Genomic DNA, 24,686 nt, shown 5'->3' with positions numbered 1-24,686 from the left:
TCCGGACGATATAATTCGTAAACATTCATTCACAAACCATTGCAAACCGGATAGCGTGAAACTCTGGTATAGTGCCCTGATTGGGTGTGGAGGGATTCAGGCAGAGTGATGGGTGTCAGAGCGCAACAAAAAGAAAAAACACGACGTTCCCTAATTGAAGCGGCATTTAGCCAGCTCAGTGCGGAGCGCAGTTTTGCCAGCCTGAGTTTACGTGAGGTGGCCAGAGAGGCCGGAATTGCTCCGACATCTTTTTATCGCCATTTCCGTGATGTTGATGAGCTGGGGCTGACCATGGTGGATGAGAGCGGCCTGATGCTGCGCCAGCTGATGCGCCAGGCGCGCCAGCGCATCGCCAGGGGCGGGAGTGTCATCCGCACGTCTGTCTCCACATTTATGGAATTCATCGGCAATAATCCCAATGCTTTCAGGCTGTTGCTGCGTGAGCGCTCCGGCACGTCTGCCGCGTTTCGTGCGGCGGTCGCCCGGGAGATCCAGCACTTTATTGCCGAGCTTGCGGATTATCTGGAACTGGAAAACCGCATGCCGCGCAGCTTTACAGAAGCGCAGGCTGAAGCGATGGTGACCATCGTATTCAGTGCCGGGGCAGAGGCGCTGGATATCGATACCGAGCAGCGCCGCCAGCTGGAAGAGCGGCTTGTGCTACAGCTGCGGATGATTTCTAAAGGGGCGTATTACTGGTATCGTCGCGAACAGGAAAAAGTCGCGGCGGGTGTTAAATCTGAAGATGTAGTAAAGGATAAGCAATGAAACAATCCATTCAGGAACGCGGCACCTTGCTACTGGCATTAATTGCCGGGTTATCGATTAACGGTAGCTGTGCTGCGTTATTCAGCTCTATTGTTCCGTTTTCTGTGTTTCCGATTATTGCCCTGGTGCTGGCGGTATACTGCCTGCATCAGCGGTATCAGAATCAGACCATGCCCGTGGGGTTACCCGGCCTGGCCGCTGCCTGCTTTATTCTCGGCGTGTTGTTGTACAGCGCCGTGGTGCGGGCGGAATACCCGGCTATCGGCTCTAACTTCCTGCCGTCGGTACTGTCGGTTGCGCTGGTGTTCTGGATTGGCTTTAAGGTCAAAGCCCGGAACGCAACGCTCTCTGACTGATTGCGGACAGGGCAACAAACAGGGCGCCAGTGGCGCCCTGTTTGTTTTGTGGTATCAGTCTGGAAATGACGCCGGGATATTTGTTCGGGCCGTGGAATTTCAGCGCGTTAAAAATTATTTCTTAATATTGAATGCCGTGACATCCGTTCCCAGGTTATCAATAACCGGCTTCAGATTGGCTAAGTTCATTGGTGTGCTCTGATTTCTGATATCTTTCCCTTCACCTAATCTGACGACCTGTAATACAGGTTTATGGGTTGATGCATCAATAAGCTCCTCCTCAACAAATAAATGGGTTTCCATGGTACGGTGTCCTGTCGCCATTTGAGTGGCGGCAACCAGTAGCGTCACCGGTAATACTTCATAGAACTGAAGGCCTTCGTTTGTGCTGCTGACGCCTGTGATTGCCCCTCTGAAAATTAAACTCCGGTGTCCGGGGGTTTTTACCAGTGGTTTACGCTTCGCAAGGGCATTTTTCAGGCTATTATCAGTATATGTCAGTAACTGGTTAAGCATATCTTCACCCACTTGAGTGGATGGTTTTGGGGTCGGATAATAAATTAATGAGTTATATACGATGCTGTCATAGTTATCCGGGTTAAAATTTGGATCAACCCAGCGTAATACTGGCTTGCCTGTGCTGCTTTCCGTTTTTTTAAGTTTTGAATAATCACTTAAAAAACCAGAGTATTTTTCTTTATCCGGTACTTTGGATGAACAACCCACGACAGCAATAAACGTAGAACACAGAACTATTTTTGTGAAAAAACCGGCCTTCATTTGGCGCTCCATTTAAATTAAAAAACAGGATAAAGATAACATTGAATCATTTTATTTATGGGTTTTATAATTGTGTCAAAGTGTATGTTTCCTATAAAAATACTAATATAAATAAAAATGATTAAATACGCGTTTTATGGCACCACCATGCATTGCAGAAATGCTGTATCCACAATGCGGCAATGTGATGTAAATGAAAAATTTACTTATTTTTTATGGCGTTGCTTTCATCAGGTGAACAGCAATGAAACCTGTCATTGCTGATGCTCATAAATGGTCAGGCAGGTCATTGACGGATATTAAATATCCTCCGCGCCTGTAACTGATGTAATGATTTTTATTCAGGCTGGATATGATGTTCAATATACTACTTCTGGACAGGTGTGTTCTGTCCTGAATATATTTAAGGATGGTTATTTTTGAGCGCATCTCCTCCGGCAATAAGATCATGTCCCGAAGATGGTTACATATAATGTTGTACGTTCCTTGCTGTAAGGTTAAGACGTCACGATACACCAGATAGGCCGTGTTATAAGCCAGAATAGAGGCGATATCTTCCCATAACTGGTGCTGTTGAATGAGCTGATGGGCTTTCTCCGCACTTATTCGTAATAATGTGACTTCAGACTCGGTACGCATAATATGGCTGTTCACAGGCTGAATCATTTCTGCAATGCCAAATATATAGGGCTCAAAGACGGTAACCAGCAGCAGTTTATCTGACTCCCGTAAAATGGAGAACTGGCCGTCCAGAAAGAAATAAATTTGCTGGTGGCCTTTGTGTTTCCACGTAATGTACTTTCTGGGGGGAACCCGGAGCTCTTCTGATTCTGGCTTAAGAATAGTGCAGACACGTTGTAATGCATTATTTGGGCGTTGTGGAGGCGTCAGATTCATAATCATTTCTAATTGTAATTAAAAGGTTAATATTATAAGGCGAACTGTTCGACAGTTGAGCAATAAATGCCATTATCCCGCAGGGGTACGCGTCCCCTGCGGGGGGTGATATCACGGTATGGGTTTAACCGGGCACTGAGCGGGATCGAAGACTGTTTTCCAGTCCTGCTTCATATCCACGATGGTCCAGCCTTTCTCTTTCGCCTGTTTTAATCCTTCTACCAGTTTCCCGCTGGCGGGCGGGTGGCTGTCATAAGCATATTCGCGGGCCGCATCAGTGTGATGTACCAGCAGGCCGAAGGTTTTGGCGTCCGGGTTCGCGGCGGTATATTGCAGCATGGCAAGGTCGCCATCACTGTTGCCAAAGGCGGCAACCGGGCGCTGCCCCATAAAAAGGTGTATAGCCACGGGCTTGCTGGTGGCATCATCGTTGAATGCCCCCTGCATCGTTTTACGCAACTGGGTGCCGTTGTCCGTGAGAGAGAACTCGCTCAAAGAGAATGACCCGACTACCTGTTCTGGCGGAATACCGTACATTTTTTGCGACAGTACGCGCATAAAATCGATGCCGCCGCCGGAGATTATCCAGGTTTTAAAACCATTTTCACGCAGGTAATCCAGCAGCTGACGCATTGGCTGGTAACCCATTTGGTCGTAGCGGCAGCCAAAGCGGGTATCTTTGTGCGAGGTGACCCACTCGGCCACGCGCTGGTTAAACTCCCCGGTTGTCATGCCGCTATGGGTGAGCGCCAGGATCTTCATCAGCCCCTTTTGACTGGCAGCGGCGATAGTTTTGGTGTCGCCTTTCATCACCGCGCTGAGCAGCGGATCTTTCGCCCACTCCGGGTGTTCGGGGGCAAGCCGTTTTATCTCATCCAGCGCGAACTGGATCTGGAAAGTGAGCGGTGCTTCCGGCCACAGGGTGCCGTCATTATCAAACACCACGTAGCGTTTTTCCGGCGGGATAAAGGTGTCACTGCCGGGTTTAGTGGCATTCTGAACCCACGCCTCAATGGCGCGCTTCGATGCCGTATCGTTCCATGCGGAGAGCGGGTCTGCGGCGGCGGTGCCACAGAGGCTGAGTAGCAGAGCTGCAATCAACGTGCGTTTCATTATTTACTCCTGTTTTCCGGGATTTGTCCCGGCAGCGAAAGGGGATGCCAGAAACGATGCCACCGGCGAAAGAGAAAACGGCCGCTGCGCAGTAACGCGCGGCGAAAGAAAAAGAGCAACCAGGCGGCAGCGATCACGGCGGCGGCCTGCAGGGTCGTCAGCCAGGCGGGGGTGTGAATCTCCCCACGCAGCGCCGCTTCAGCTCCTGCTGCCTTCGGAGCTGCCACCGGGTAGGTGCTACCGGGCAGTTCGGCGACCTGCCACTGCTGATGTGTGGTATCCCACCAGCGTAGCCGGACAGGCGGCAGCGTGACGACGCCCGCGTCCACTGGCAGATAGCGCAGAGTTTCTGTCCGTTGCGTGCCTGTCGTCTCTCCGCGCCCGGTGGTTATCGGCTGGCTCACCGGCGTCAGACGCTGAGTGTGCGTCCCGGCAATGGCGTAGAGCAGCGGTGGAATCTGCGCAGCTGCCACGTCACTTGCCCGCACGGTAACGACACGTTCAACAACATCACCGGCCCGCAGTGTGTTATCACCACTGCTGTGATAGAGATTTATTTTCTGGCTGAGTGACAGCCCGGAGGCGGGCAGAAAATGGTCGGGCTGCTGCACGTCCTCCGGCCAGGTCACTGCTTTTTCCAGCGCGGGCAGCGGAACCGTTACCGGTGCCTGTCCCGCGCCAGAAAGGGTGATCTCTGTCGCCGGTAACCGCAACATGCCCTGATCCCATGCGGCTATCTGCCGCTCCATCCGCACGCCGCTCCAGCTGGTGCTGCCTTCACGGCGGGTGAGCAGTTGATTTGGCGATGCGGTAGTCAGCAATGTGCCATTCTCCACCGGGAAATCCGGCCATTCGGGTGGCGGATTGAACCAGGTATCAGTCCAGAAGGTCACGGCGACGCGTACTGGCTGGCCGGGGGCCACATGCTCCGGCGCAATCAGTTCGCGCGTGATAGTCATCGCCGCCTGACAGGGCAGAACAGCAATCAGCAATAACCAGAGCAGTTTCATTGGGCGTCTCCTGGCTGCGTGCGGTAGAGGTTTTCCAGCAGGCCCGCCGGGGAGACGGCAAGGTTTTCATACCACTGGTTAATTTGTGGATTGCCGCCCGCCACGGGCTGAATATCCTGCTGTTTCACCCCCTGATCCGGCTTCAGATCGTGCCTGATGGCATCGGGCTTGTAATCCTGCTCTTCGCCCTGAGCCGACTGGCGATCGCGCTCTTTCTGGCGCAGTTTCATGATGATGGCGGCGATTTTTGCCCGGTTTCCCTGTGCCAGTTGCCAGTCCGGTCGCAGGCTTAACGCCCGATCGTAGCTGTTCAGGGCCTGCTGCCACTCTTTTTGCTGCGCATAGCTATTGCCCGTCCAGAGTAGGGCTTCGGGTGTTTGCGGCGCCTGGCGAAACGCTACCGTCGCCGCGGGATAGTTCCCTGCACGGTACCAGGCGATCCCCGCTCTCAGCGGATCCGCGAAACGCCGGGCGGCAGCCTCATACTCGCCGCGGGAGAAGGCGTGCTGCCCCTGAATATCAGGGCTTATCCATGCATCCAGCCAGGCCGCCTGGCTTTCGGGCTGCCACAGCAATAGCGGGGCGACCAGCAGCCAGCAAAAGAGCTGCCGCCGCCAGACCAGCACTATTGCGAGTAGCGGGATGATGACTATCCAGCCATCGTTACGCCAGTGCAGGTCGCTGCGTGCGTTGTTCTGTGCGGTAACGCTCTGTTCAATATGGCTCTGGATCACCGGCAGATCGCTCTCATCTGCCGTGACCAGTGTCACCGGAACGCCGCTATCGCGTACCGTCTGAAAACGGGCGATGTTAAGCCGGGTGTCGGTGGCGCTGGCGGCGTATTTCTCCGGCAGCGCGCCGCCGTCGGCTGTCCCCGGAACCCAGAGTTGCAGGGGGGTCTGCTGGCTGGCGAGCCAGCGGGCGTCTTCAGCGCTTAGGGTATCTGCCACCACAATGATACTGCGTGGTGCGGAAGGCATATTTTTCAGCGCCAGATCGACCGCGTGGCGGAGTCCGGAGCCTTCGCCTGCCGGTAACAGGGCAGGAGATTGTGCATGTAAAAAGAGCGAGTAGAATGCGCTGTCGACCGTCAGTGGCGTTGTCAGCCACGCGCCGGTGTTATAGACCACCAGGCCAAAGCGGGTGCCGGGCATGCGCTCTGTCAATGACATTATCTTATTCTGCATACGCTGATGGCGGCTGGGGGCCAGATCGCCCGCCAGCATGGCCGTGTCTTGCTGCAAAATGACCATCACATTGCTCTGCGGTGTCAGGGCGGCGGGCAACTGACGTTGCCAGCTTGGCCCGGCCAGTGCCACGGCGCCCAGAATAAAGATCCACGGTAGTACGCGGGTGATTTTGCGCTGGCGTCCGACAATCAGTGCTTTTGCCAGCGGTTTATCCATAATGCGTGACCAGGCACTGCCGCCAGCGGAGGGCAGCCACCACAGCGCCACACACGGGATAAGCCATAGCAAACGCCAGGGATATAAAAAATGGAAATCGCTCATGCGGTTTTCTCCCTGAACAGACGGGCCAGCGTAAAGGCCAGCAGCAGGAGCAACGCGGCGGCCAGCGGCCAGGCGAATAGCGGAACGCGCCACGACCAGCCGATGCTTTTCACCTGAACCGGGGTGATGGCGTCAATCTCCTGCCACACGGCATCCAGTGAGGCGCCGCTGTTTTCGGCAGTCCATGACCGCCCGCCAGTCGTGCGGGCTATTTCCTGCAGCAGCGGCAGATCCACTTTATCGTCGCCACTGCTTTTCGTATCGCCAAAAGCAATGGTGTGAACCTGCACATGGTGGCTGGCCGCCAGTTGTGCGGCCAGGCGTGGGGGAAGCTGCGAGGCAGTGTCGTTACCATCGGTCAGTAAAATCGCCAGACGGCTGGCTTCGTTGTCGCCTGCCTGGTCAAAGAGTTTGACCGTGACCCCCAGCGCGTCGCCTATCGCTGTCTGCTGGCCTGCCATTCCGGGAGACAGCTGGTCGATACGTGTCTGCAACGCCTGCTTATCTTCACTGACCGGCGCGAACGGCCAGGCGCTGTTGGCGAAAATCACCAGACCGATGCGGTCAGACTTGCGGGCCGCAACGAACTTTTTCACTGATGCCTGCACCGCCTGTAACCGGCTGATACCGCCCGCAACGTCGTTCTTCTCCATCGAACCGGAAACGTCGAGAATCAGCATAATGTTGCGCATTGGCTTTTCGATATGCTGCGGCGTAGTGAGAAACTCCGGACGGGCGAGGGCACAAACCAGCAGCGCCCAGATAACCCAGAATGCGCCTGTCGCCATTTTCCCGCTGCGTGCGGGCTGGTTGTCGGGCTGCAGCGATTCGATAAGCGCGGGCAGAAAGGGGACCCGCACGAACTCTTTCAGCGACCGCTCTTTGGCCATAAAAAAGCGGCCAGCCAGTGGCAATAAAAGCAGTAGCCAGGCCCAGGGCCAGGCGAAAGCCACGCGGGCGAGAGCGTCAGACATGGGGCAACTCCTCGATCCAGCTGCGCAGCTGCATGCGCAGCCGTGCGGTGTCTGTGTCGTTCAGCAGATTGTCTGCCTGGCAGTAGCGACGGCTGAGCGCATGGCGCAGCGCGTCGTCAAGGGGGACTCCCTGCAGCCAGTCATCCGGATTGAGCGCGGCGCTAATCTGCTCGCGGGGATGGTGCACCAGCAACACGCGCTTGATCAGCAGTAGCCAGTCGTCGGCCGTCTGCGGCCTGGTGAGGGCGTGCAGAGCCTGCCGTCGCCACAGATTTCGCCGCCATCTGGCGACGCGGATAAGCAGGAAAATCAGCAGTACAAGTAGCAGCGCGCTACCCAGAATCAGCCATCCCGGTGGCAGTGGCAGCCAGGAGGGCGCTTCGGGGAGCACGGGCTCAGCCAGGTTGGGTACCGTAAATCCTTTCTCCAGCATCTACACCCCTTGTTGCAATTGTCTGAGCAGATCCCCGCCGACGACGATCTGATTCACCTGTACGCCGAGGCGGGTAAGGCGCGACGCCTGGGCCGCCAGACGCGCCGTTACGCTCTGCTTAACGCCGTTCTGTAGCGAGGGGGAGAGGGAGAAGGTGGTCTCCTGCCCTGCGTAGCGGGCGGCGAGCCGCCCGTGAGAGGGCAGGCGTAAGTGCAGATCGTCAAGTGTTACGAAGGCGCTCACTTCGCCGCGACGGCGCAGCGCCGCCAGCAGGGCGTCGCATTCGTTATCCAGATCGTGAAAATCGCTGATCAATGCCACCCAGCAGCCAGCCGGAACCAGCGGCAGGCTGTGGCGCAGAATTGCCGCCAGTGACAGGGCGCCGGGCTTTTCATGGGGATAATCGTCCGCTACACGGTGGTTGTAGCGCACCAGATCGTCGAAAAAAACGGGGAGGGTGCTGGTCGGAGAGCGGCATTTACGCAGGGCGTAATCACGGTCACCAAATACCGCGCCACCCAGGCGATCGCCGTCGTGCAGGCTGCGCCAGGCCAGCAGCCCGGCGATACTGGCCGCGGCGACTGATTTGGTCTGCCCGCAGGTGGAAAAAAACATATTCAGCCGCTGGTCAACCAGCAGAAAAACCGGGCGCTCTTTTTCTTCGTTATAGAGCCGAATCCACGGTGTGCGCATCCGGGCGGTGGCCTGCCAGTCAATCAGGCGTACATCGTCGCCGGGCTGGTAGCGGCGCAGGCTGTCAAAATTCAGTCCGCGCCCTTGCTGGCGCGACACTCTCTCACCCGCGAGCGCCCCGGGTGGGATCTGCCCTGGCGGGTTGATAATCGCCCGGGCCTGTGGCGCGAGCGCCATCAGACTGTCACGGTCGATGCGAACGGCGCGGCTCATTACGCCACCACTGCGTCAAGCAACATGCGCACGGCGTCATCCGGTGTGCAATTATCGGCGCTGGCCTGGTAGCTGAGCATCAGGCGATGGCGCAGAACCGCGGGTGCGACTTTTTTGACGTCCTCTGGTAGTACCGCATCACGTCCCTCCAGCCAGGCCTGGGCGCGCCCGCAGCGCTCCAGTGCCAGCGTGCCGCGCGGGCTGATACCGAACGTAAGGTAACCGGCCAGCGTATCGCTCACCATTTGCGGATGGCGGCTCAAATCCACCAGATTCACGATGTAATTTTCGACCGTTGGTGAGACATGAATGGCGGAAATTGCCTGCCAGCAGGCGGCGATCTCCTGCTGGCTGAGCATCAGCGTTTCCGTGAACTGCGGGGTATCTGCCGCGCTCTGTGTCAGCTGCTGATACTTTTGCTGCTGCTCGGCGCGTACCAGCTGCATGACTTTCTGTTCGTTTTCTTTTGAGGGGTAGTGCACCAGCACTTTCATCAGGAAACGGTCAAGCTGCGCTTCCGGCAGTGGCCAGGTGCCCTCCTGGTCAACGGGGTTTTGGGTGGCGAGCACCATAAATAGACCGGGCAGGGGCCAGGTTTTCCCCGCGACCGTGACGTGATGCTCTTCCATCGCCTCCAGCAGTGCGGACTGCACGCGTGCCGAGGCCCGGTTGATTTCATCCGCCAGGATAATGTTGCCGAAAACCGGCCCGGGGCGGAAACGGAACTGATCCTCTTCCCGGGTGGCGTTCTGCTGGTAAATTTCGCTACCGGTAATGTCGGAGGGTAACAGGTCTGGCGTAAACTGGATCCGGCGGTATTCGCCCTCCACATGGCGCGCAAGTTCGCGCACTGCACGGGTTTTTGCGAGCCCCGGCAGGCCTTCCAGCAGCACGTGGCCGTCACAGAGCAGGGCGATAATCAGCATGCGTATCAGCTCTTCCTGCCCCAGCACCTGTTGGTTCATCCGCTGCTCAAGCTGTAATAACTTCTCCCGGTTGATCATTGACGTAGCCCTGTAAAGTCGCGTTTCAGTAATGTGGATATGCCCACCAGCATGGGTTCGGCGTAATTGAAAAAGGCTTTGATACCAGGGCAAAGATAGTTGAGCCCCTCTTCACCATCTGGTGTGCGGACGATGCGGTTTTTCGGGCACTCGCCCCAGCACAGCTTCAGGTACGGGCAGGCTTTGCAATATTTCGGCAGTGTGTCGCATTTGCCCATACCGAAGGCCTGCTGCCGCTCGGAAAAGGCCATGTGCGCCAGGCGGGTCTGTTCAATGTTACCAATCTGGTATTCCGGGTAGACGTAATGGTCACAGGAGTAGATATCGCCGTTTTTCTCGATAGCCAGCCCCTTACCGCAGAACTCCGAATGGGTGCAGATTTGCGCCGGCATTCCCATCGTCTGGGCGACGGCTGTTTCAAACAGGTTGACCTGTACGCGGCCCAGATCGTTGTTAACCCACTCTTCAAATACGGCGATCAGAAAGTTGCCCCAGTCCTGTGGGTCGACAGACCAGTCGGTGACGATGGCGTCAAGGTCGCCGGGACGGGCGCGTCGGCTGCCGGTCACGGGAATGGTCTTATCCTGCCAGAATTGTGGCGCAGTTTGTTTAAAGTCGACGGGTTCAACGCAGGGGTTGAACTGCACGTAAGTCGCACCCAGCTCGCGGGTGACGAAGCGGTACACCTCCAGCGGAAAGCGGGCGTTGGTGCGGTTGACAGTGACCAGCGCGTTAAACGGCACACCGTGACGTTGCAGGGCCTCAACGCCCGCCATCACTTTGTCAAAGGTCGGTTTCCCGCTGCGGGTGACGCGGTAGCGGTCATGTAATTCCCGTGGGCCGTCGATGGAGAGGCCCACCAGAAAATGGTGTTCTTTCAGAAATGCCGCCCATTTGTCGTTCAGTAAAACGCCATTGGTCTGGAGATCGTTTTCGATACGCTGGCCGGGCTTCTGGTACTGTTTTTGAAATTTGACAACTTTCTCGAAAAATTCGAGCCCCATCAGGGTCGGTTCGCCGCCCTGCCAGGAGAAGACCACCTGTTCGCCATCCTGGCCGTCGATATACTGGTGAATAAAATTTTCCAGTACGTCATCGCTCATCCCGGTGTGCCTGTCCTGATGCAGCAGCTCTTCTTTATGCAGATAGAAACAGTAGGAGCAATCAAGGTTACAGGTCGAGCCGGTGGGTTTCGCCATAACGTGAAAGCGGCGTTTATACTCGGGCCCTTTGCCGTCATATTTTTCGGCGGACGGTAGCGCTCTTACGGGTAATGTGGTGCTGTACTTCATCGCTGGCCCCTGAATAAAAATGGCAAACAACGCTCACTGTGACAAATGCAAAACCGGCGGGCAGGCCGCATGCAGCCTGCCCGGGAGTGCATTATTTATTGATACCAGAACCCTGCTCCAGCATCGCGGAGGCGTCGGAAATGGTAAATGACCCCGGTTTCTGACGCGGCGGGAACTCTTTAAAGGTCGCCAGCATCTGCTTCGCGTATTTCTGGGCACCGCCCATCAGGAACATGCGGTCGTAGAACCAGGACTGATAACCCAGCCCTTTATCCCCTTTCTCCAGCGGGTCGACTTCCAGGTCGAAGATCATCGGTGCGCGTAATTTCGTGAAGGGATAACGCCACAGATCGAGCCCTTCGTGCTCCTGAATCATAAAGTGCGCTTTCCAGCGGCCGTAGCGCATCGCCAGCAGGTCGCCGTCATCGCTCCAGTAGAAGAATTCGTTACGCTGGTTTTTGCCTTTACCCTGCAGGAAGTCGAGCTGGTTGTAGCCGTCCAGATGCACCTTGTAGGTCATGGCGGTGGTTTTATACCCTTTCAGCAGCTCTTGTTTGATGTTCGGGTCGCCTGCGGCCGCCACCAGGGTCGGGAACCAGTCGTAGCTGGCGAAAATGCTGTCAACGATGGTGCCCGGTTTGATATGGCCCGGCCAGCGGACCATGGCCGGAACGCGGAAGCCACCTTCCCAGCCGGTGTTCTTCTCGCCGCGGAATGGCGTTTCGCCCGCATCCGGCCAGGTTGCTGTCATCGGGCCGTTATCGGTGGTGTAGATGAGAATGGTGTTGTCTTCAATGCCGAGATCTTTAATCTTCTTCAGCACTTCACCGACGATTTTATCGTGCTCCACCATGCCGTCTGCGTAGGTGCCCAGGCCTGTCGCGCCGATGCTGGCATCTTTCAGGTGGGTTTTGTTATGCATACGGGTGGTGTTGTACCAGGTGAAGAACGGTTTCCCTGCTTTCACCTGGCGTTCCATAAAGTCGTTGTTGGCAGCAAGCGTCTCTTCGTCGACAGTGCCCATGCGCTTCACGGTCAGCGGGCCGGTGTCTTCAATCTTGCCGTCGGCGGTACTCTTAATCACGCCGCGCGGGCCGAACTCTTTACGAAACGCCGGATCTTTCGGGTAATCCGGATTCTCCGGCTCTTCCTCGGCGTTCAGGTGGTAGAGGTTGCCAAGAAACTCATCAAAACCGTGGGCCGTTGGCAGGAATTCATCGCGGTCGCCCAGATGGTTTTTACCAAACTGACCGGTCGCGTAGCCCAGCTGTTTAAGGATACTGGCAATGGTCGGGTCCTCTTTTCTCAGACCCTGCGGCGCACCCGGCATCCCAACTTTACTCATCCCGGTACGGAATGGCATCTGCCCGGTAATAAACGCTGAACGTCCGGCGGTAGAACTTTGTTCGGCATAATAGGAGGTAAACTTCGCCCCCTGGGCTGCAATACTGTCAATATTCGGTGTTTTATAACCCATTGTTCCCTGGTTGTAGGAACTAATATTCCAGTAACCGATATCATCGCCAAAAATGACGACGATATTAGGTTTTGACGCATTTTGTTTTGGCGCATTTTCCGCAGCGTTTGTCGCTGCCGGCGCCGCATAAGCAGTGGACACGGCACCAGCGGCTAGCGTCAGCATACTGGCAAGCATTGTCCTTTTAAAAGGGCTGTTCTTTCGCATTGTTGGAACTCCGTTCATCAGGAAGGCTATTTGAGTATAGAAGTGAAATCAAATTGATCAGTATTTTCCTGAGGAAAATTAAAAGGTTCAGTAAAAAATCGTATCGCTAATTATGGCGCTTTCCCGGTGATTAATAAGCGATGCTATAGATTCTCGTCAGGACGTAGGTTAGATAAAAAGCGTATTTCACGCTATGAAAATTTTATTTAAAAATAAATTTTCAAATAATAACGCCAAAAACAAATCCTGCTCTGGAAAGGGCTGATATATTATTGATAGTATTGTTCTGGACAGGCATTAAAAAATGCGATCGCGTTATTTATTTATCTGCTACTGATAAAGTAGAGCTATTTTTACTTAACTCTATGATTTTATATGTCGATATTATGATGGGGTGTAAATCATTTCAGTTTGATGAGTTGCGAAGGTGATATATGAATAACGTTTATCATTCAATATGCCGTCATATTACCGGCAGCTTTATAACGGCGGGTGAGTCGCTGGTTTTTCCGGGCGTGCTATGGACTGGGTGAAGATAGCTATCTTTGTACTGTAAAACCCACGCTTTAATGAACGGTAATCCTTTCAATAATCAAAACAATCTCGGGTGGTGAATGAAAAAATCGATATTGGTTTGTCTGGGACTCCTCTGCACACCAGCGGCGCATGCCAGCGCGCTCTATTTTTATGAAATCGGGACGGAGGATACCGCGCTCGCTGGCGCGGGCCAGGCAGCTCGCGCCCAGGATGCTTCCACCATCGTCACCAACCCGGCGGGGATGACGCGCCTGCCGGAACACATGTTCACGGGTGGGTTACAGGCAATGGATGGCGACGTCTCCTATCACCTTGATGACAGTAATGGCCGCCAGAGTCCCGGTGATATTATGCGCTTTTTCCCCAATGCCAGCGCGTTCTACAGCCAGAAGGTTAATGATGCGCTTTATGCCGGGATTGGGCTGTATGGTAACTACGGGCTGGGTATCGATTTTGGCCGCTGGGCTGGGGACCGGCTGATCAGCAAAAGCTCCATGGTCGCCATGACCCTGAGCCCTTCACTGGCCTATAAACTGAACGACAGGCTCTCGGTGGGCGGCTCCGTCAACGTCAACTACGGCTTTCTCTCCCTGACGCGTAACGTCGGAGGATATGACGAGAAAGATAAGGATCATGACTGGGCCATGAGCTATCGCCTCGGTCTGTTGATGGAACTCACCGACCAGACCCGCGCCGGTATCACCTGGACCAGCAAAACCAAATACGATTTCGATGTTGACGGCAAGGCGCGTTTCCCCAATTTGCTGAACACTGAGTATGAATTGCCCATCTCCGCACAGGTTCGCGCGCCTCAGCAGATCATGCTGAGCGTAGTGCACGACCTGAATAAGCAGTGGTCGGTAATGGGTGATCTCGGCTGGCAGGACTGGAGCCAGTTCGGTGCGCCACAAATAACCGTTGCCGGCCAGCAGGTGGATAAGCGCAGCCGCCTGAAAGACTCATGGCATACGGCGCTGGGCGTGCAGTATCGCCCGACGGAGCAGTGGCGTATAAACGCGGGGGTGGCCTTTGACAGTACGGTCTATGATACCCAGAGCGATGTGGCGTTGACGCTTCCAACCGGTGATGAATGGCGGTTCGCCGCTGGCGCGCAGTATCAGCTGACGCCGCAGAGCAATATTGGTGTGGCCGTGTCGTATCTGCATATGCAGTCGTCCCGCGTCCAGTCACCGGAACACTACAAAGGCCACTACGACGATCCGTATCTGTGGTTCGCCAGCATCAACTACAGTTATCAGTTCTGACCTGGCAGAACCGGGTACGCATCAAAAAGAAAATCCCCGTATGTGCACCATACGGGGATTTTCTGCGTGGTTTCTGGTGCTGCTTATTGATTCTTAAGGGTTAAGAGCACGCCGCATTCCATATGGTGGGTGTAGGGGAACTGGTCAAACAGCGCCAGGCGCTCAACCTTGTGGGTCTGGCTCAGGGTGGCGAGGTTTTCGCAAAGCGTCTGCGGGTTACAGGAGATATACAGAATACGCGGATACCCCTGGACCATGCTCAGCGTATCGCTGTCCAGACCACTGCGCGGCGGATCGACAAAAATCGTTTCGCACTGGTAGCTTTTCAGATCAATACCCTGCAGGCGATTAAAGGTGCGCACCCCGTTCATCGCCTGGGTGAACTCTTCGGCAGACATACGGATGATCTGCACGTTATCAATCTGGTTGGCCGCAATATTAAACTGCGCCGCCGCCACGGAAGGCTTCGCAATTTCTGTAGCCAGTACCTGGCTGAAGTTACGCGCCAGCGCCAGCGAAAAGTTGCCATTACCGCAATACAGCTCCAGCAGATCCCCGCGTGAACCCCGGGTGACATCCAGCGCCCACTCCAGCATATGGATATTTACCCGGGCGTTAGGCTGGGTGAAGCTGTTTTCCACCTGGCGATAAATCATTGGCTTGCCCGCGATCAGCAGAGTCTCATCCACGTAATCACAGTCCAGCTCAATCTTGGTTTTGGTCGCCCGGCCAATAAACTGCAGGTTAAACCCGCGTGCGCGCAGATTGTCGCGCAGCGCAAGCGCCTGGGCGCGCCACTCGTCGTCCAGCGGGCGGTGGTAAATCAGAGTGACCACTGCCTGGCCGCTGGTTGTCGTCAGGTAATCGAGCTGAAACAGCTTATGGCGTAATACCTGGCTGGCGCGGATACCGCTGAGCATTTCAGGCATCAATTGGTTAATCAGCTCACTGGCAGCCGGGAAGCGGTCTACCCGGATACGCTGTTTGGTCTGCTGATCAAACATAATGTGGTACAGGTCATCACCCTCATGCCAGATACGGAACTCAGCGCGCATCCGGTAGTGGCTGACTGGCGAGCGAAAGACCTCCGGCGCCGGGGCAGAAAAGGGGGCCATCATGGTTTGCAGGCGCTGTACCTTTTCGGCCAGTTGTGCGTCGTATTGCCCGGTAGGCAGATGTTCAGGCGTCATGCTTGGGTCCTGGGTGATGAATCAATAGCCGGGGATTGTAGGGCCTGGAATGGTGATGTCCAGCCTCCTGTGGATATGTTACCAGAAACGGAAGTCTGGACATCTATATGTGACAACCTGTAGCATCGCGTTTCCGGTCTCTTTACAAGAGCGAAAAGGGAATCCAGTGAAAATCTGGGGCTGACGCGCAGCGGTAAAGGTAGGTGGATGAACGCTATTGCAGACACTGTTTAACTGAACGGGAAGTCCTCATCCGTAATCACCCCTGAGCCCGAAGACCTGCCGGAGACACGTCGCACCTGACATAAGTATCGCGTGCTATCACTTATGTCCGCGGCATCCTTTACGTGATGCTTTGAGTTTACAATGGAAAAATTACATCTCCCGCTGATTACAGCTCTGTCTGTAACGGCATTTTCTGGCTGGGCGCAGGATACCAGCGAAAGTGATATTGTGATTACCGCCAGCCGCTTCCGCCAGCCGGTAAATACCGTACTGGCGCCGATTGATGTGGTTACCCGCGAGGAAATCGATCGCTGGCAGGCCAAATCACTGAATGACGTGATCCGCCGCTTACCCGGGGTGGATATTGCTCAGTACGGCGGAATGGGGCAGTCCTCGTCGCTGTTTATTCGTGGTACTGAAACCCGCCAGACATTAATCCTGGTCGACGGCATTCCGATGACCCGCCCGGGGATCACCAATAACCCGGACCTTAACCAGATCCCGCTGTCGCTGGTGCAGCGCGTGGAATATATCCGCGGGCCACGCTCGGCTATTTATGGCTCCGGCGCTATGGGCGGGGTTATCAATATCATCACCCACAGCGAGACGGATGAATCGAAAATTGATGCCGGAATGGGGTCCCGGGGCTATCAGCATTACGACGGCACCCTGCGCCAGCGCTTTGGCGACACGGTGGCGACGGTTGCCGGATCTTACGAAACCACGAAAGGCTTTAATGTGCAGCCCGGCTCCAGCTGGAGCCACGACCAGGACCGGGACGGCTTTCGCAACAAAACCTTCTGGGGCAATGTTGAGCACCAGTTCAGCAAGAGCCTGAGCGGGTTCTTCCGGGCGCACAGCTACAGTAATAATGTGGATTATGACCTGGGCAGCCCACCGTATTCGGCCGCCTACAGCGCCGACGAAGAGCAACTGTATCATCAGGCGTGGGACACGGGCCTGCAATACCAGTCAGGTATTTACTCAACCCAGCTGCTCGCCAGCTACCAGAAAGTGAAGGACTATAACTACAGCAGTATTTACGGGCGCTATAAAGACGGGACCACCCTCGACAATATGAGCCAGCGTAACCTGCAGTGGGGCAATAACCTGATTGTCGGCCACGGCTCGGTCAGCGCCGGGGTAGACTGGCAACAGCAGCGGCTGACCTCATCGGATACCCGCAAGTCAGACTCCTATAAACGCAACGACACCGGTTTATATCTCACCGGGCAGCAGCAGGTGGGGGATGTCACGCTGGAGGCCTCCGGCCGTGAAGATCACGACGAGCAGTTCGGCTGGCACGGAACCTGGCAGGCATCAGCAGGCTGGCAGTTTGTGGACAACTACCGGGTAACGCTCTCTTACGGCACCGGGTTCCTGGCACCGTCTCTGGGCCAGCAGTTTGGATCCAACCGCTTTAATATCGCCTCCAACCCGAACCTGAAACCGGAAGAGTCCAGGCAGTGGGAAGCAGGGCTTGAAGGCTTAACCGGCCCGCTGGACTGGCGGCTTTCTGCATACCGTTACAAGATAGATAACCTGATAACCTATTATTCCGATCCGGTGACCTATGCTGGCGCGTACGACAATATAAACTCCGCAACAATTAAAGGCGTGGAGTGGACCGGGAGCTTTGATACCGGCATATTCAGCCATCGCGTGACCTTGCAGTATATTGATCCGCGTAATGATGAGAATAATGAGGTGCTCGCCCGTCGTTCAAAACGCCAGGCAAAATACCAACTGGACTGGACCATGTTTAATGTCGATATGGACGTGGCGTGGCAATACTACGGCCGGCGTTATGACAACAACACCTCCCGGTACAATTCGCAGCAGCAGGTTCTTCCCAGCTACAGTACGGTAGACATATCGGCTTCCTATCCGCTCACCCCTCATCTGACAGTTCGTGGTAAAGTAGCCAACCTGTTCGATAAAGACTACGAGACGGTTTATGGCTACCAAACTGCAGGACGGGAATACTTCTTGTCTGGCAGCTACACATTCTGATGCACGGCCCACGGTGCTGGTTTTTGATTCCGGCGTGGGTGGGCTGTCTGTCTATGATGAAATCCGGCAGTTACTGCCGGATCTGCGTTATATCTATGCTTTTGACAATGTCGGATTCCCTTACGGGGAGAAGACAGAAGCCTTTATTGTTGAGCGGGTGGTCGAGATAGTAAATGCCGTTCAGCAGCGTTACCCCCTGGCGCTGACGGTGGTGGCCTGTAATACGGCCAGTACCGTATCTCTTCCCGCATTACGTGAGAAATTTAACTTCCCTGTGGTCGGGGTTGTTCCCGCCATTAAACCGGCTGCCCGTTTAACCGCCAATGGCATTGTCGGGCTGCTGGCTACCCGCGGTACGGTGAAGCGCCATTACACCCATGAGCTGGTGGAGCGTTTTGCGACAGAGTGCCAGATAGAGATGCTCGGCTCTGCAGAGCTGGTGGAACTTGCTGAAGCGAAGCTGCATGGCGAGCAGGTGAATCTGGAGGAGCTGCGCAAAATTTTGCGCCCGTGGCTGCGCATGCCGGAGCCGCCTGATACGGTTGTTTTGGGGTGTACCCATTTCCCGCTTTTACGTGAAGAGCTGGCGCAGGTGCTGCCTGAAGGCACCCGGCTGGTGGATTCCGGTGCGGCAATTGCGCGCCGGACAGCCTGGCTGCTGGAAAATGACGCACCGGATGTGAAATCTTGCGGGCCGAATATTGCGTTCTGTATGGATTACACAACACAGACTGCGCAATTATTGCCCGTTCTGGCGCGATATGGCTTCCCGGGGCTGGAAAAACTGCCGCTTTAATCGGCAATTGTGCAAAAAAAAGACGGTTGGTAAATTATTTTAAAAACAGGGGTTGCCAGCCGTCAGGAACTCCCTATAATGCGCTCCCACTGACACGGCACAACGGCTTCACAGCCCGCCAGTCAGGCAGAGTTGACAAGGTTTACGAGTAACGAAATGTGAAAATAAACAGTTGACTTTGAAAGAGGAAAACGTATTATACGGGACCTCGCGACAGAGCGCCAAGCGCGTCGCACTGCTCTTTAACAATTTATCAGACAATCTGTGTGGGCACTCTAAGGCACTGATATCTTAACGTCGCAAGACGAAAAATGATTATCAAGTCTCAAAGAGTGACTAAGCAGTTAATTCATTACGAATGAACAGTTTTCGATTTATCGAAAGTCAGCTTTTGAGCATCAAACTTTGAATTGAAGAGTTTGATCATGGCTCAGATTGAACGCTGGCGGCAGGCTTAACACATGCAAGTCGAACGGTAACAGAAATCAGCTTGCTGATTTGCTGACGAGTGGCGGACGGGTGAGTAATGTCTGGGAAACTGCCTGATGGAGGGGGATAACTACTGGAAACGGTAGCTAATACCGCATAATGTCGCAAGACCAAAGTGGGGGACCTTCGGGCCTCATACCATCGGATGTGCCCAGATGGGATTAGCTAGTAGGTGGGGTAACGGCTCACCTAGGCGACGATCCCTAGCTGGTCTGAGAGGATGACCAGCCACACTGGAACTGAGACACGGTCCAGACTCCTACGGGAGGCAGCAGTGGGGAATATTGCACAATGGGCGCAAGCCTGATGCAGCCATGCCGCGTGTATGAAGAAGGCCTTCGGGTTGTAAAGTACTTTCAGCGGGGAGGAAGGGATTAAGGTTAATAACCTTAGTCATTGACGTTACCCGCAGAAGAAGCACCGGCTAACTCCGTGCCAGCAGCCGCGGTAATACGGAGGGTGCAAGCGTTAATCGGAATTACTGGGCGTAAAGCGCACGCAGGCGGTTGATTAAGTCAGATGTGAAATCCCCGGGCTTAACCTGGGAACTGCATTTGAAACTGGTCAGCTTGAGTCTCGTAGAGGGGGGTAGAATTCCAGGTGTAGCGGTGAAATGCGTAGAGATCTGGAGGAATACCGGTGGCGAAGGCGGCCCCCTGGACGAAGACTGACGCTCAGGTGCGAAAGCGTGGGGAGCAAACAGGATTAGATACCCTGGTAGTCCACGCCGTAAACGATGTCAACTTGGAAGTTGTGGTCTTGAACCGTGGCTTCCGGAGCTAACGCGTTAAGTTGACCGCCTGGGGAGTACGGCCGCAAGGTTAAAACTCAAATGAATTGACGGGGGCCCGCACAAGCGGTGGAGCATGTGGTTTAATTCGATGCAACGCGAAGAACCTTACCTGGTCTTGACATCCATAGAACTTGGCAGAGATGCCTTGGTGCCTTCGGGAGCTATGAGACAGGTGCTGCATGGCTGTCGTCAGCTCGTGTTGTGAAATGTTGGGTTAAGTCCCGCAACGAGCGCAACCCCTATCCTCTGTTGCCAGCACTTCGGGTGGGAACTCAGGGGAGACTGCCAGTGATAAACTGGAGGAAGGTGGGGATGACGTCAAGTCATCATGGCCCTTACGACCAGGGCTACACACGTGCTACAATGGCGCATACAAAGAGAAGCGACCTCGCGAGAGCAAGCGGATCTCATAAAGTGCGTCGTAGTCCGGATTGGAGTCTGCAACTCGACTCCATGAAGTCGGAATCGCTAGTAATCGTGGATCAGAATGCCACGGTGAATACGTTCCCGGGCCTTGTACACACCGCCCGTCACACCATGGGAGTGGGTTGCAAAAGAAGTAGGTAGCTTAACCTTCGGGAGGGCGCTTACCACTTTGTGATTCATGACTGGGGTGAAGTCGTAACAAGGTAACCGTAGGGGAACCTGCGGTTGGATCACCTCCTTACCTTAAAGATACAACCTTTTAGTGCTCACACAGATTGTCTGATAGAAAATAACGAGCAGTAATACTCCGGCAGGCTTGTAGCTCAGGTGGTTAGAGCGCACCCCTGATAAGGGTGAGGTCGGTGGTTCGAGTCCACTCAGGCCTACCAATTCATCCTGATACTGTGTTGTGAAACAGCTCGCATACTTTAGTATGCTTCGCGGTTCCACGCCTTGTCTCAGAATGAATTAGGTTCACGGGGTTGTTGCTACGATGGGGCTATAGCTCAGCTGGGAGAGCGCCTGCTTTGCACGCAGGAGGTCTGCGGTTCGATCCCGCATAGCTCCACCATCATCTGCTCGGAAATAAAAAAACTTCAGAACATACTGAATAAGTGTGTTGCGAAGTTTTGCTCTTTAAAAATCTGGAACAAGCTGAAAATTGAAACAATAAACGCGCAAGCGTTTATGAGTCTCTCAAATTATCACACCTGAAGACATCTTCGGGTTGTGAGGTTAAGCGACTAAGCGTACACGGTGGATGCCCTGGCAGTCAGAGGCGATGAAGGACGTGCTAATCTGCGAAAAGCGCCGGCGAGGTGATATGAACCTTTGACCCGGCGATGTCCGAATGGGGAAACCCAGTGTGTTTCGACACACTATCGTTAGCTGAATACATAGGCTAACGAGGCGAACCGGGGGAACTGAAACATCTAAGTACCCCGAGGAAAAGAAATCAACCGAGATTCCCCCAGTAGCGGCGAGCGAACGGGGAGCAGCCCAGAGTCTGAATCAGCGTGTGTGTTAGTGGAAGCGTCTGGAAAGTCGCGCGATACAGGGTGAAAGCCCCGTACACGAAAATGCACATGTTGTGAACTCGATGAGTAGGGCGGGACACGTGATATCCTGTCTGAAGATGGGGGGACCATCCTCCAAGGCTAAATACTCCTGACTGACCGATAGTGAACCAGTACCGTGAGGGAAAGGCGAAAAGAACCCCGGCGAGGGGAGTGAAAAAGAACCTGAAACCGTGTACGTACAAGCAGTGGGAGCATCCTTCGGGGTGTGACTGCGTACCTTTTGTATAATGGGTCAGCGACTTATATTCTGTAGCAAGGTTAACCGAATAGGGGAGCCGCAGGGAAACCGAGTCTTAACTGGGCGTTAAGTTGCAGGGTATAGACCCGAAACCCGGTGATCTAGCCATGGGCAGGTTGAAGGTTGGGTAACACTAACTGGAGGACCGAACCGACTAATGTTGAAAAATTAGCGGATGACTTGTGGCTGGGGGTGAAAGGCCAATCAAACCGGGAGATAGCTGGTTCTCCCCGAAAGCTATTTAGGTAGCGCCTCGTGAACTCATCTGTGGGGGTAGAGCACTGTTTCGGCTAGGGGGTCATCCCGACTTACCAACCCGATGCAAACTACGAATACCACAGAATGTTATCACGGGAGACACACGGCGGGTGCTAACGTCCGTCGTGAAGAGGGAAACAACCCAGACCGCCAGCTAAGGTCCCAAAGTCACAGTTAAGTGGGAAACGATGTGGGAAGGCCCAGACAGCCAGGATGTTGGCTTAGAAGCAGCCATCATTTAAAGAAAGCGTAATAGCTCACTGGTCGAGTCGGCCTGCGCGGAAGATGTAACGGGGCTAAACTGTGCACCGAAGCTGCGGCAGCGACACTATGTGTTGTTGGGTAGGGGAGCGTTCTGTAAGCCGTTGAAGGTGGTCTGTGAGGGCTGCTGGAGGTATCAGAAGTGCGAATGCTGACATAAGTAACGATAATGCGGGTGAAAAACCCGCACGCCGGAAGACCAAGGGTTCCTGTCCAACGTTAATCGGGGCAGGGTGAGTCGACCCCTAAGGCGAGGCCGAAAGGCGTAGTCGATGGGAAACAGGTTAATATTCCTGTACTTGGTGTTACTGCGAAGGGGGGACGGAGAAGGCTATGTTATCCGGGCGACGGTCGTCCCGGTTTAAGCGTGTAGGTGTGTGGACCAGGCAAATCCGGTTCACTTTAACACTGAGGCGTGATGACGAGGCACTACGGTGCTGAAGTAACAAATGCCCTGCTTCCAGGAAAAGCCTCTAAGCATCAGGTAACATGAAATCGTACCCCAAACCGACACAGGTGGTCAGGTAGAGAATACCAAGGCGCTTGAGAGAACTCGGGTGAAGGAACTAGGCAAAATGGTGCCGTAACTTCGGGAGAAGGCACGCTGACATGTAGGTGAAGCCCCTGCGGGTGGAGCTGAAGTCAGTCGAAGATACCAGCTGGCTGCAACTGTTTATTAAAAACACAGCACTGTGCAAACACGAAAGTGGACGTATACGGTGTGACGCCTGCCCGGTGCCGGAAGGTTAATTGATGGGGTCAGCGCAAGCGAAGCTCCTGATCGAAGCCCCGGTAAACGGCGGCCGTAACTATAACGGTCCTAAGGTAGCGAAATTCCTTGTCGGGTAAGTTCCGACCTGCACGAATGGCGTAATGATGGCCAGGCTGTCTCCACCCGAGACTCAGTGAAATTGAACTCGCTGTGAAGATGCAGTGTACCCGCGGCAAGACGGAAAGACCCCGTGAACCTTTACTATAGCTTGACACTGAACATTGAGCCTTGATGTGTAGGATAGGTGGGAGGCTTTGAAGTGTGGACGCCAGTCTGCATGGAGCCAACCTTGAAATACCACCCTTTAATGTTTGATGTTCTAACGTAGACCCGTAATCCGGGTTGCGGACAGTGTCTGGTGGGTAGTTTGACTGGGGCGGTCTCCTCCCAAAGAGTAACGGAGGAGCACGAAGGTTAGCTAATCCTGGTCGGACATCAGGAGGTTAGTGCAAAGGCATAAGCTAGCTTGACTGCGAGAGTGACGGCTCGAGCAGGTGCGAAAGCAGGTCTTAGTGATCCGGTGGTTCTGAATGGAAGGGCCATCGCTCAACGGATAAAAGGTACTCCGGGGATAACAGGCTGATACCGCCCAAGAGTTCATATCGACGGCGGTGTTTGGCACCTCGATGTCGGCTCATCACATCCTGGGGCTGAAGTAGGTCCCAAGGGTATGGCTGTTCGCCATTTAAAGTGGTACGCGAGCTGGGTTTAGAACGTCGTGAGACAGTTCGGTCCCTATCTGCCGTGGGCGCTGGAGAACTGAGGGGGGCTGCTCCTAGTACGAGAGGACCGGAGTGGACGCATCACTGGTGTTCGGGTTGTCATGCCAATGGCATTGCCCGGTAGCTACATGCGGAAGAGATAAGTGCTGAAAGCATCTAAGCACGAAACTTGCCCCGAGATGAGTTCTCCCTGAGACTTAAAGTCTCCTGAAGGAACGTTGAAGACGACGACGTTGATAGGCCGGGTGTGTAAGTGCAGCGATGCATTGAGCTAACCGGTACTAATGAACCGTGAGGCTTAACCTTACAACGCCAAAGATGTTTTGGTGTGAGAGACGAGACGATATTCAGCTTGTTACCGGATAGATGATGTAAGTCTTTTCGATTTTGAGCCACAGCAAGGCGGCAAGAGAACGAGACGACAGGAGCTTACTGAAGTAAGTGACTGTTGCGAGCGAGCGCAGCCAACGCGGGTGTGGTGCAAAAGAAAAAGACGGACATGAGCACAAAGAATATGCCTGGCGGCCGTAGCGCGGTGGTCCCACCTGACCCCATGCCGAACTCAGAAGTGAAACGCCGTAGCGCCGATGGTAGTGTGGGGTCTCCCCATGCGAGAGTAGGGAACTGCCAGGCTCCAATCAGGATAAACGTTGTGATAACGGGTATCTGAGTAGTTAAGCAGTAAACCGGGACATAATACCCGGAGCAGTAGAAAAATTCGGTGGAGCGGTAGTTCAGTTGGTTAGAATACCTGCCTGTCACGCAGGGGGTCGCGGGTTCGAGTCCCGTCCGTTCCGCCACCCTTATTTAGGGGCGTAGTTCAATTGGTAGAGCACCGGTCTCCAAAACCGGGTGTTGGGGGTTCGAGTCCCTCCGCCCCTGCCAAAAAATCAT

17 protein-coding genes, 4 tRNA genes, 3 rRNA genes and 1 riboswitch are annotated in these 24,686 nt (G+C 54.6%); of the genes, 12 read left to right on the top strand and 12 right to left on the bottom strand.

Annotated elements, in window-relative coordinates:
• Positions 1 to 105 precede the first annotated feature (105 nt).
• Both fabR and EBL_RS18605 read left to right on the top strand, forming a co-directional pair.
• A complete protein-coding gene (gene fabR / locus EBL_RS18610) occupies positions 106 to 768 on the top strand; it encodes an HTH-type transcriptional repressor FabR (RefSeq protein ID WP_014716253.1) in 663 nt (220 codons plus the stop codon).
• On the top strand, positions 765 to 1,124 hold the full coding sequence (locus tag EBL_RS18605; RefSeq protein ID WP_002442715.1) for a YijD family membrane protein: 360 nt from the start codon (positions 765 to 767) through the stop codon (positions 1,122 to 1,124). The genes fabR and EBL_RS18605 overlap by 4 nt, the downstream gene beginning before the upstream one ends.
• A 114-nt stretch (positions 1,125 to 1,238) precedes the next feature.
• Here the strand turns inward: EBL_RS18605 and EBL_RS18600 are convergent, their stop codons facing one another.
• From EBL_RS18600 to EBL_RS18550, 11 genes are all read right to left on the bottom strand, one after another.
• The gene (locus EBL_RS18600; protein ID WP_002442717.1) at positions 1,239 to 1,904 is read right to left on the bottom strand and encodes a DUF3313 domain-containing protein; all 666 of its coding nucleotides are present in this window, start codon (positions 1,902 to 1,904) and stop codon (positions 1,239 to 1,241) included.
• Between the two features lie 267 nt (positions 1,905 to 2,171).
• Positions 2,172 to 2,801, bottom strand: a complete 630-nt coding sequence (locus tag EBL_RS18595; RefSeq protein WP_002442719.1) for a winged helix-turn-helix transcriptional regulator — start codon at positions 2,799 to 2,801, stop codon at positions 2,172 to 2,174.
• A 111-nt stretch (positions 2,802 to 2,912) separates the two neighbouring features.
• Entirely contained in the window at positions 2,913 to 3,914 is a 1,002-nt protein-coding gene (locus EBL_RS18590) for an HAD family hydrolase (protein WP_002442721.1), read from the bottom strand.
• Positions 3,914 to 4,924 (bottom strand): BatD family protein, encoded by a 1,011-nt coding sequence (locus EBL_RS18585; protein WP_002442723.1) that lies wholly within the window; start codon positions 4,922 to 4,924, stop codon positions 3,914 to 3,916. Before EBL_RS18585 ends, EBL_RS18590 begins: the two co-directional genes overlap by 1 nt.
• Positions 4,921 to 6,435 carry a tetratricopeptide repeat protein gene (locus EBL_RS18580; protein WP_002442725.1) on the bottom strand — a complete coding sequence of 505 codons (1,515 nt, stop codon included), beginning with the start codon at positions 6,433 to 6,435 and terminating at the stop codon, positions 4,921 to 4,923. The genes EBL_RS18585 and EBL_RS18580 overlap by 4 nt, the downstream gene beginning before the upstream one ends.
• Positions 6,432 to 7,409 carry a VWA domain-containing protein gene (locus EBL_RS18575; RefSeq protein WP_002442727.1) on the bottom strand — a complete coding sequence of 326 codons (978 nt, stop codon included), beginning with the start codon at positions 7,407 to 7,409 and terminating at the stop codon, positions 6,432 to 6,434. Before EBL_RS18575 ends, EBL_RS18580 begins: the two co-directional genes overlap by 4 nt.
• The gene (locus EBL_RS18570) at positions 7,402 to 7,842 is read right to left on the bottom strand and encodes a DUF4381 domain-containing protein (protein ID WP_002442729.1); all 441 of its coding nucleotides are present in this window, start codon (positions 7,840 to 7,842) and stop codon (positions 7,402 to 7,404) included. Before EBL_RS18570 ends, EBL_RS18575 begins: the two co-directional genes overlap by 8 nt.
• Complete coding sequence (locus EBL_RS18565) at positions 7,843 to 8,748, bottom strand: DUF58 domain-containing protein (protein ID WP_002442732.1); 906 nt, start codon at positions 8,746 to 8,748, stop codon at positions 7,843 to 7,845. It abuts the gene before it with no gap.
• A complete protein-coding gene (locus EBL_RS18560) occupies positions 8,748 to 9,752 on the bottom strand; it encodes an AAA family ATPase (RefSeq protein WP_002442734.1) in 1,005 nt (334 codons plus the stop codon). Before EBL_RS18560 ends, EBL_RS18565 begins: the two co-directional genes overlap by 1 nt.
• On the bottom strand, positions 9,749 to 11,044 hold the full coding sequence (locus tag EBL_RS18555; RefSeq protein WP_002442737.1) for an anaerobic sulfatase maturase: 1,296 nt from the start codon (positions 11,042 to 11,044) through the stop codon (positions 9,749 to 9,751). Before EBL_RS18555 ends, EBL_RS18560 begins: the two co-directional genes overlap by 4 nt.
• A gap of 91 nt (positions 11,045 to 11,135) precedes the next feature.
• On the bottom strand, positions 11,136 to 12,728 hold the full coding sequence (locus EBL_RS18550) for an arylsulfatase (protein WP_014716251.1): 1,593 nt from the start codon (positions 12,726 to 12,728) through the stop codon (positions 11,136 to 11,138).
• A 614-nt stretch (positions 12,729 to 13,342) separates the two neighbouring features.
• Between EBL_RS18550 and EBL_RS18545 the strand changes: the two genes are divergently transcribed.
• A complete protein-coding gene (locus tag EBL_RS18545; protein ID WP_002442741.1) occupies positions 13,343 to 14,530 on the top strand; it encodes an OmpP1/FadL family transporter in 1,188 nt (395 codons plus the stop codon).
• Positions 14,531 to 14,613: 83 nt separating this feature from the next.
• Here EBL_RS18545 and trmA read toward each other — a convergent pair whose 3' ends face one another.
• The gene (gene trmA, locus EBL_RS18540) at positions 14,614 to 15,720 is read right to left on the bottom strand and encodes a tRNA (uridine(54)-C5)-methyltransferase TrmA (protein WP_002442743.1); all 1,107 of its coding nucleotides are present in this window, start codon (positions 15,718 to 15,720) and stop codon (positions 14,614 to 14,616) included.
• A gap of 117 nt (positions 15,721 to 15,837) precedes the next feature.
• Positions 15,838 to 16,021, top strand: a riboswitch (cobalamin riboswitch).
• A gap of 65 nt (positions 16,022 to 16,086) precedes the next feature.
• Here trmA and btuB point away from each other — a divergent pair.
• The 9 genes from btuB (at position 16,087) to EBL_RS18495 (ending at position 24,677) form a co-directional block, all read left to right on the top strand.
• Complete coding sequence (gene btuB, locus EBL_RS18535) at positions 16,087 to 17,958, top strand: TonB-dependent vitamin B12 receptor BtuB (protein ID WP_002442745.1); 1,872 nt, start codon at positions 16,087 to 16,089, stop codon at positions 17,956 to 17,958.
• The gene (gene murI, locus EBL_RS18530) at positions 17,903 to 18,754 is read left to right on the top strand and encodes a glutamate racemase (RefSeq protein ID WP_002442747.1); all 852 of its coding nucleotides are present in this window, start codon (positions 17,903 to 17,905) and stop codon (positions 18,752 to 18,754) included. The genes btuB and murI overlap by 56 nt, the downstream gene beginning before the upstream one ends.
• A gap of 407 nt (positions 18,755 to 19,161) precedes the next feature.
• Positions 19,162 to 20,703: ribosomal RNA gene (locus EBL_RS18525) — 16S ribosomal RNA — on the top strand.
• Positions 20,704 to 20,774: 71 nt separating this feature from the next.
• Positions 20,775 to 20,851 (top strand) — tRNA-Ile (locus tag EBL_RS18520).
• Positions 20,852 to 20,957: 106 nt separating this feature from the next.
• Positions 20,958 to 21,033: transfer RNA gene (locus tag EBL_RS18515), tRNA-Ala, on the top strand.
• 162 nt (positions 21,034 to 21,195) lie between these two features.
• Positions 21,196 to 24,098: ribosomal RNA gene (locus tag EBL_RS18510) — 23S ribosomal RNA — on the top strand.
• A gap of 211 nt (positions 24,099 to 24,309) precedes the next feature.
• A 5S ribosomal RNA gene (gene rrf, locus EBL_RS18505) occupies positions 24,310 to 24,425 on the top strand.
• The 16S, 23S and 5S rRNA genes sit together here with 4 tRNA genes alongside, the layout of an rRNA operon.
• Before the next feature lie 90 nt (positions 24,426 to 24,515).
• Positions 24,516 to 24,592 (top strand) — tRNA-Asp (locus EBL_RS18500).
• Between the two features lie 9 nt (positions 24,593 to 24,601).
• Positions 24,602 to 24,677, top strand: a tRNA-Trp gene (locus EBL_RS18495).
• Positions 24,678 to 24,686: the final 9 nt, after the last annotated feature.

The sequence above is a fragment of the Shimwellia blattae DSM 4481 = NBRC 105725 genome (assembly GCF_000262305.1).
Lineage (GTDB): Bacteria > Pseudomonadota > Gammaproteobacteria > Enterobacterales > Enterobacteriaceae > Shimwellia > Shimwellia blattae.
Note: the sequence above shows the minus strand (reverse complement) of the source record. Positions and strands in the feature narration are given on the sequence as shown.

Excerpts from the sequence above, each read along its gene's own strand:
- EBL_RS18605 (WP_002442715.1), top strand. The coding sequence starts at position 765 with ATGAAACAATCCATTCAGGAACGCGGCACCTTGCTACTGGCATTAATT.
- EBL_RS18600 (WP_002442717.1), bottom strand. The coding sequence starts at position 1,904 with ATGAAGGCCGGTTTTTTCACAAAAATAGTTCTGTGTTCTACGTTTATT.
- EBL_RS18595 (WP_002442719.1), bottom strand. The coding sequence starts at position 2,801 with ATGAATCTGACGCCTCCACAACGCCCAAATAATGCATTACAACGTGTC.
- EBL_RS18590 (WP_002442721.1), bottom strand. The coding sequence starts at position 3,914 with ATGAAACGCACGTTGATTGCAGCTCTGCTACTCAGCCTCTGTGGCACC.
- EBL_RS18585 (WP_002442723.1), bottom strand. The coding sequence starts at position 4,924 with ATGAAACTGCTCTGGTTATTGCTGATTGCTGTTCTGCCCTGTCAGGCG.
- EBL_RS18580 (WP_002442725.1), bottom strand. The coding sequence starts at position 6,435 with ATGAGCGATTTCCATTTTTTATATCCCTGGCGTTTGCTATGGCTTATC.
- EBL_RS18575 (WP_002442727.1), bottom strand. The coding sequence starts at position 7,409 with ATGTCTGACGCTCTCGCCCGCGTGGCTTTCGCCTGGCCCTGGGCCTGG.
- EBL_RS18570 (WP_002442729.1), bottom strand. The coding sequence starts at position 7,842 with ATGCTGGAGAAAGGATTTACGGTACCCAACCTGGCTGAGCCCGTGCTC.
- EBL_RS18565 (WP_002442732.1), bottom strand. The coding sequence starts at position 8,748 with ATGAGCCGCGCCGTTCGCATCGACCGTGACAGTCTGATGGCGCTCGCG.
- EBL_RS18560 (WP_002442734.1), bottom strand. The coding sequence starts at position 9,752 with ATGATCAACCGGGAGAAGTTATTACAGCTTGAGCAGCGGATGAACCAA.
- EBL_RS18555 (WP_002442737.1), bottom strand. The coding sequence starts at position 11,044 with ATGAAGTACAGCACCACATTACCCGTAAGAGCGCTACCGTCCGCCGAA.
- EBL_RS18550 (WP_014716251.1), bottom strand. The coding sequence starts at position 12,728 with ATGCGAAAGAACAGCCCTTTTAAAAGGACAATGCTTGCCAGTATGCTG.
- EBL_RS18545 (WP_002442741.1), top strand. The coding sequence starts at position 13,343 with ATGAAAAAATCGATATTGGTTTGTCTGGGACTCCTCTGCACACCAGCG.
- trmA (WP_002442743.1), bottom strand. The coding sequence starts at position 15,720 with ATGACGCCTGAACATCTGCCTACCGGGCAATACGACGCACAACTGGCC.
- btuB (WP_002442745.1), top strand. The coding sequence starts at position 16,087 with ATGGAAAAATTACATCTCCCGCTGATTACAGCTCTGTCTGTAACGGCA.
- murI (WP_002442747.1), top strand. The coding sequence starts at position 17,903 with ATGGCTACCAAACTGCAGGACGGGAATACTTCTTGTCTGGCAGCTACA.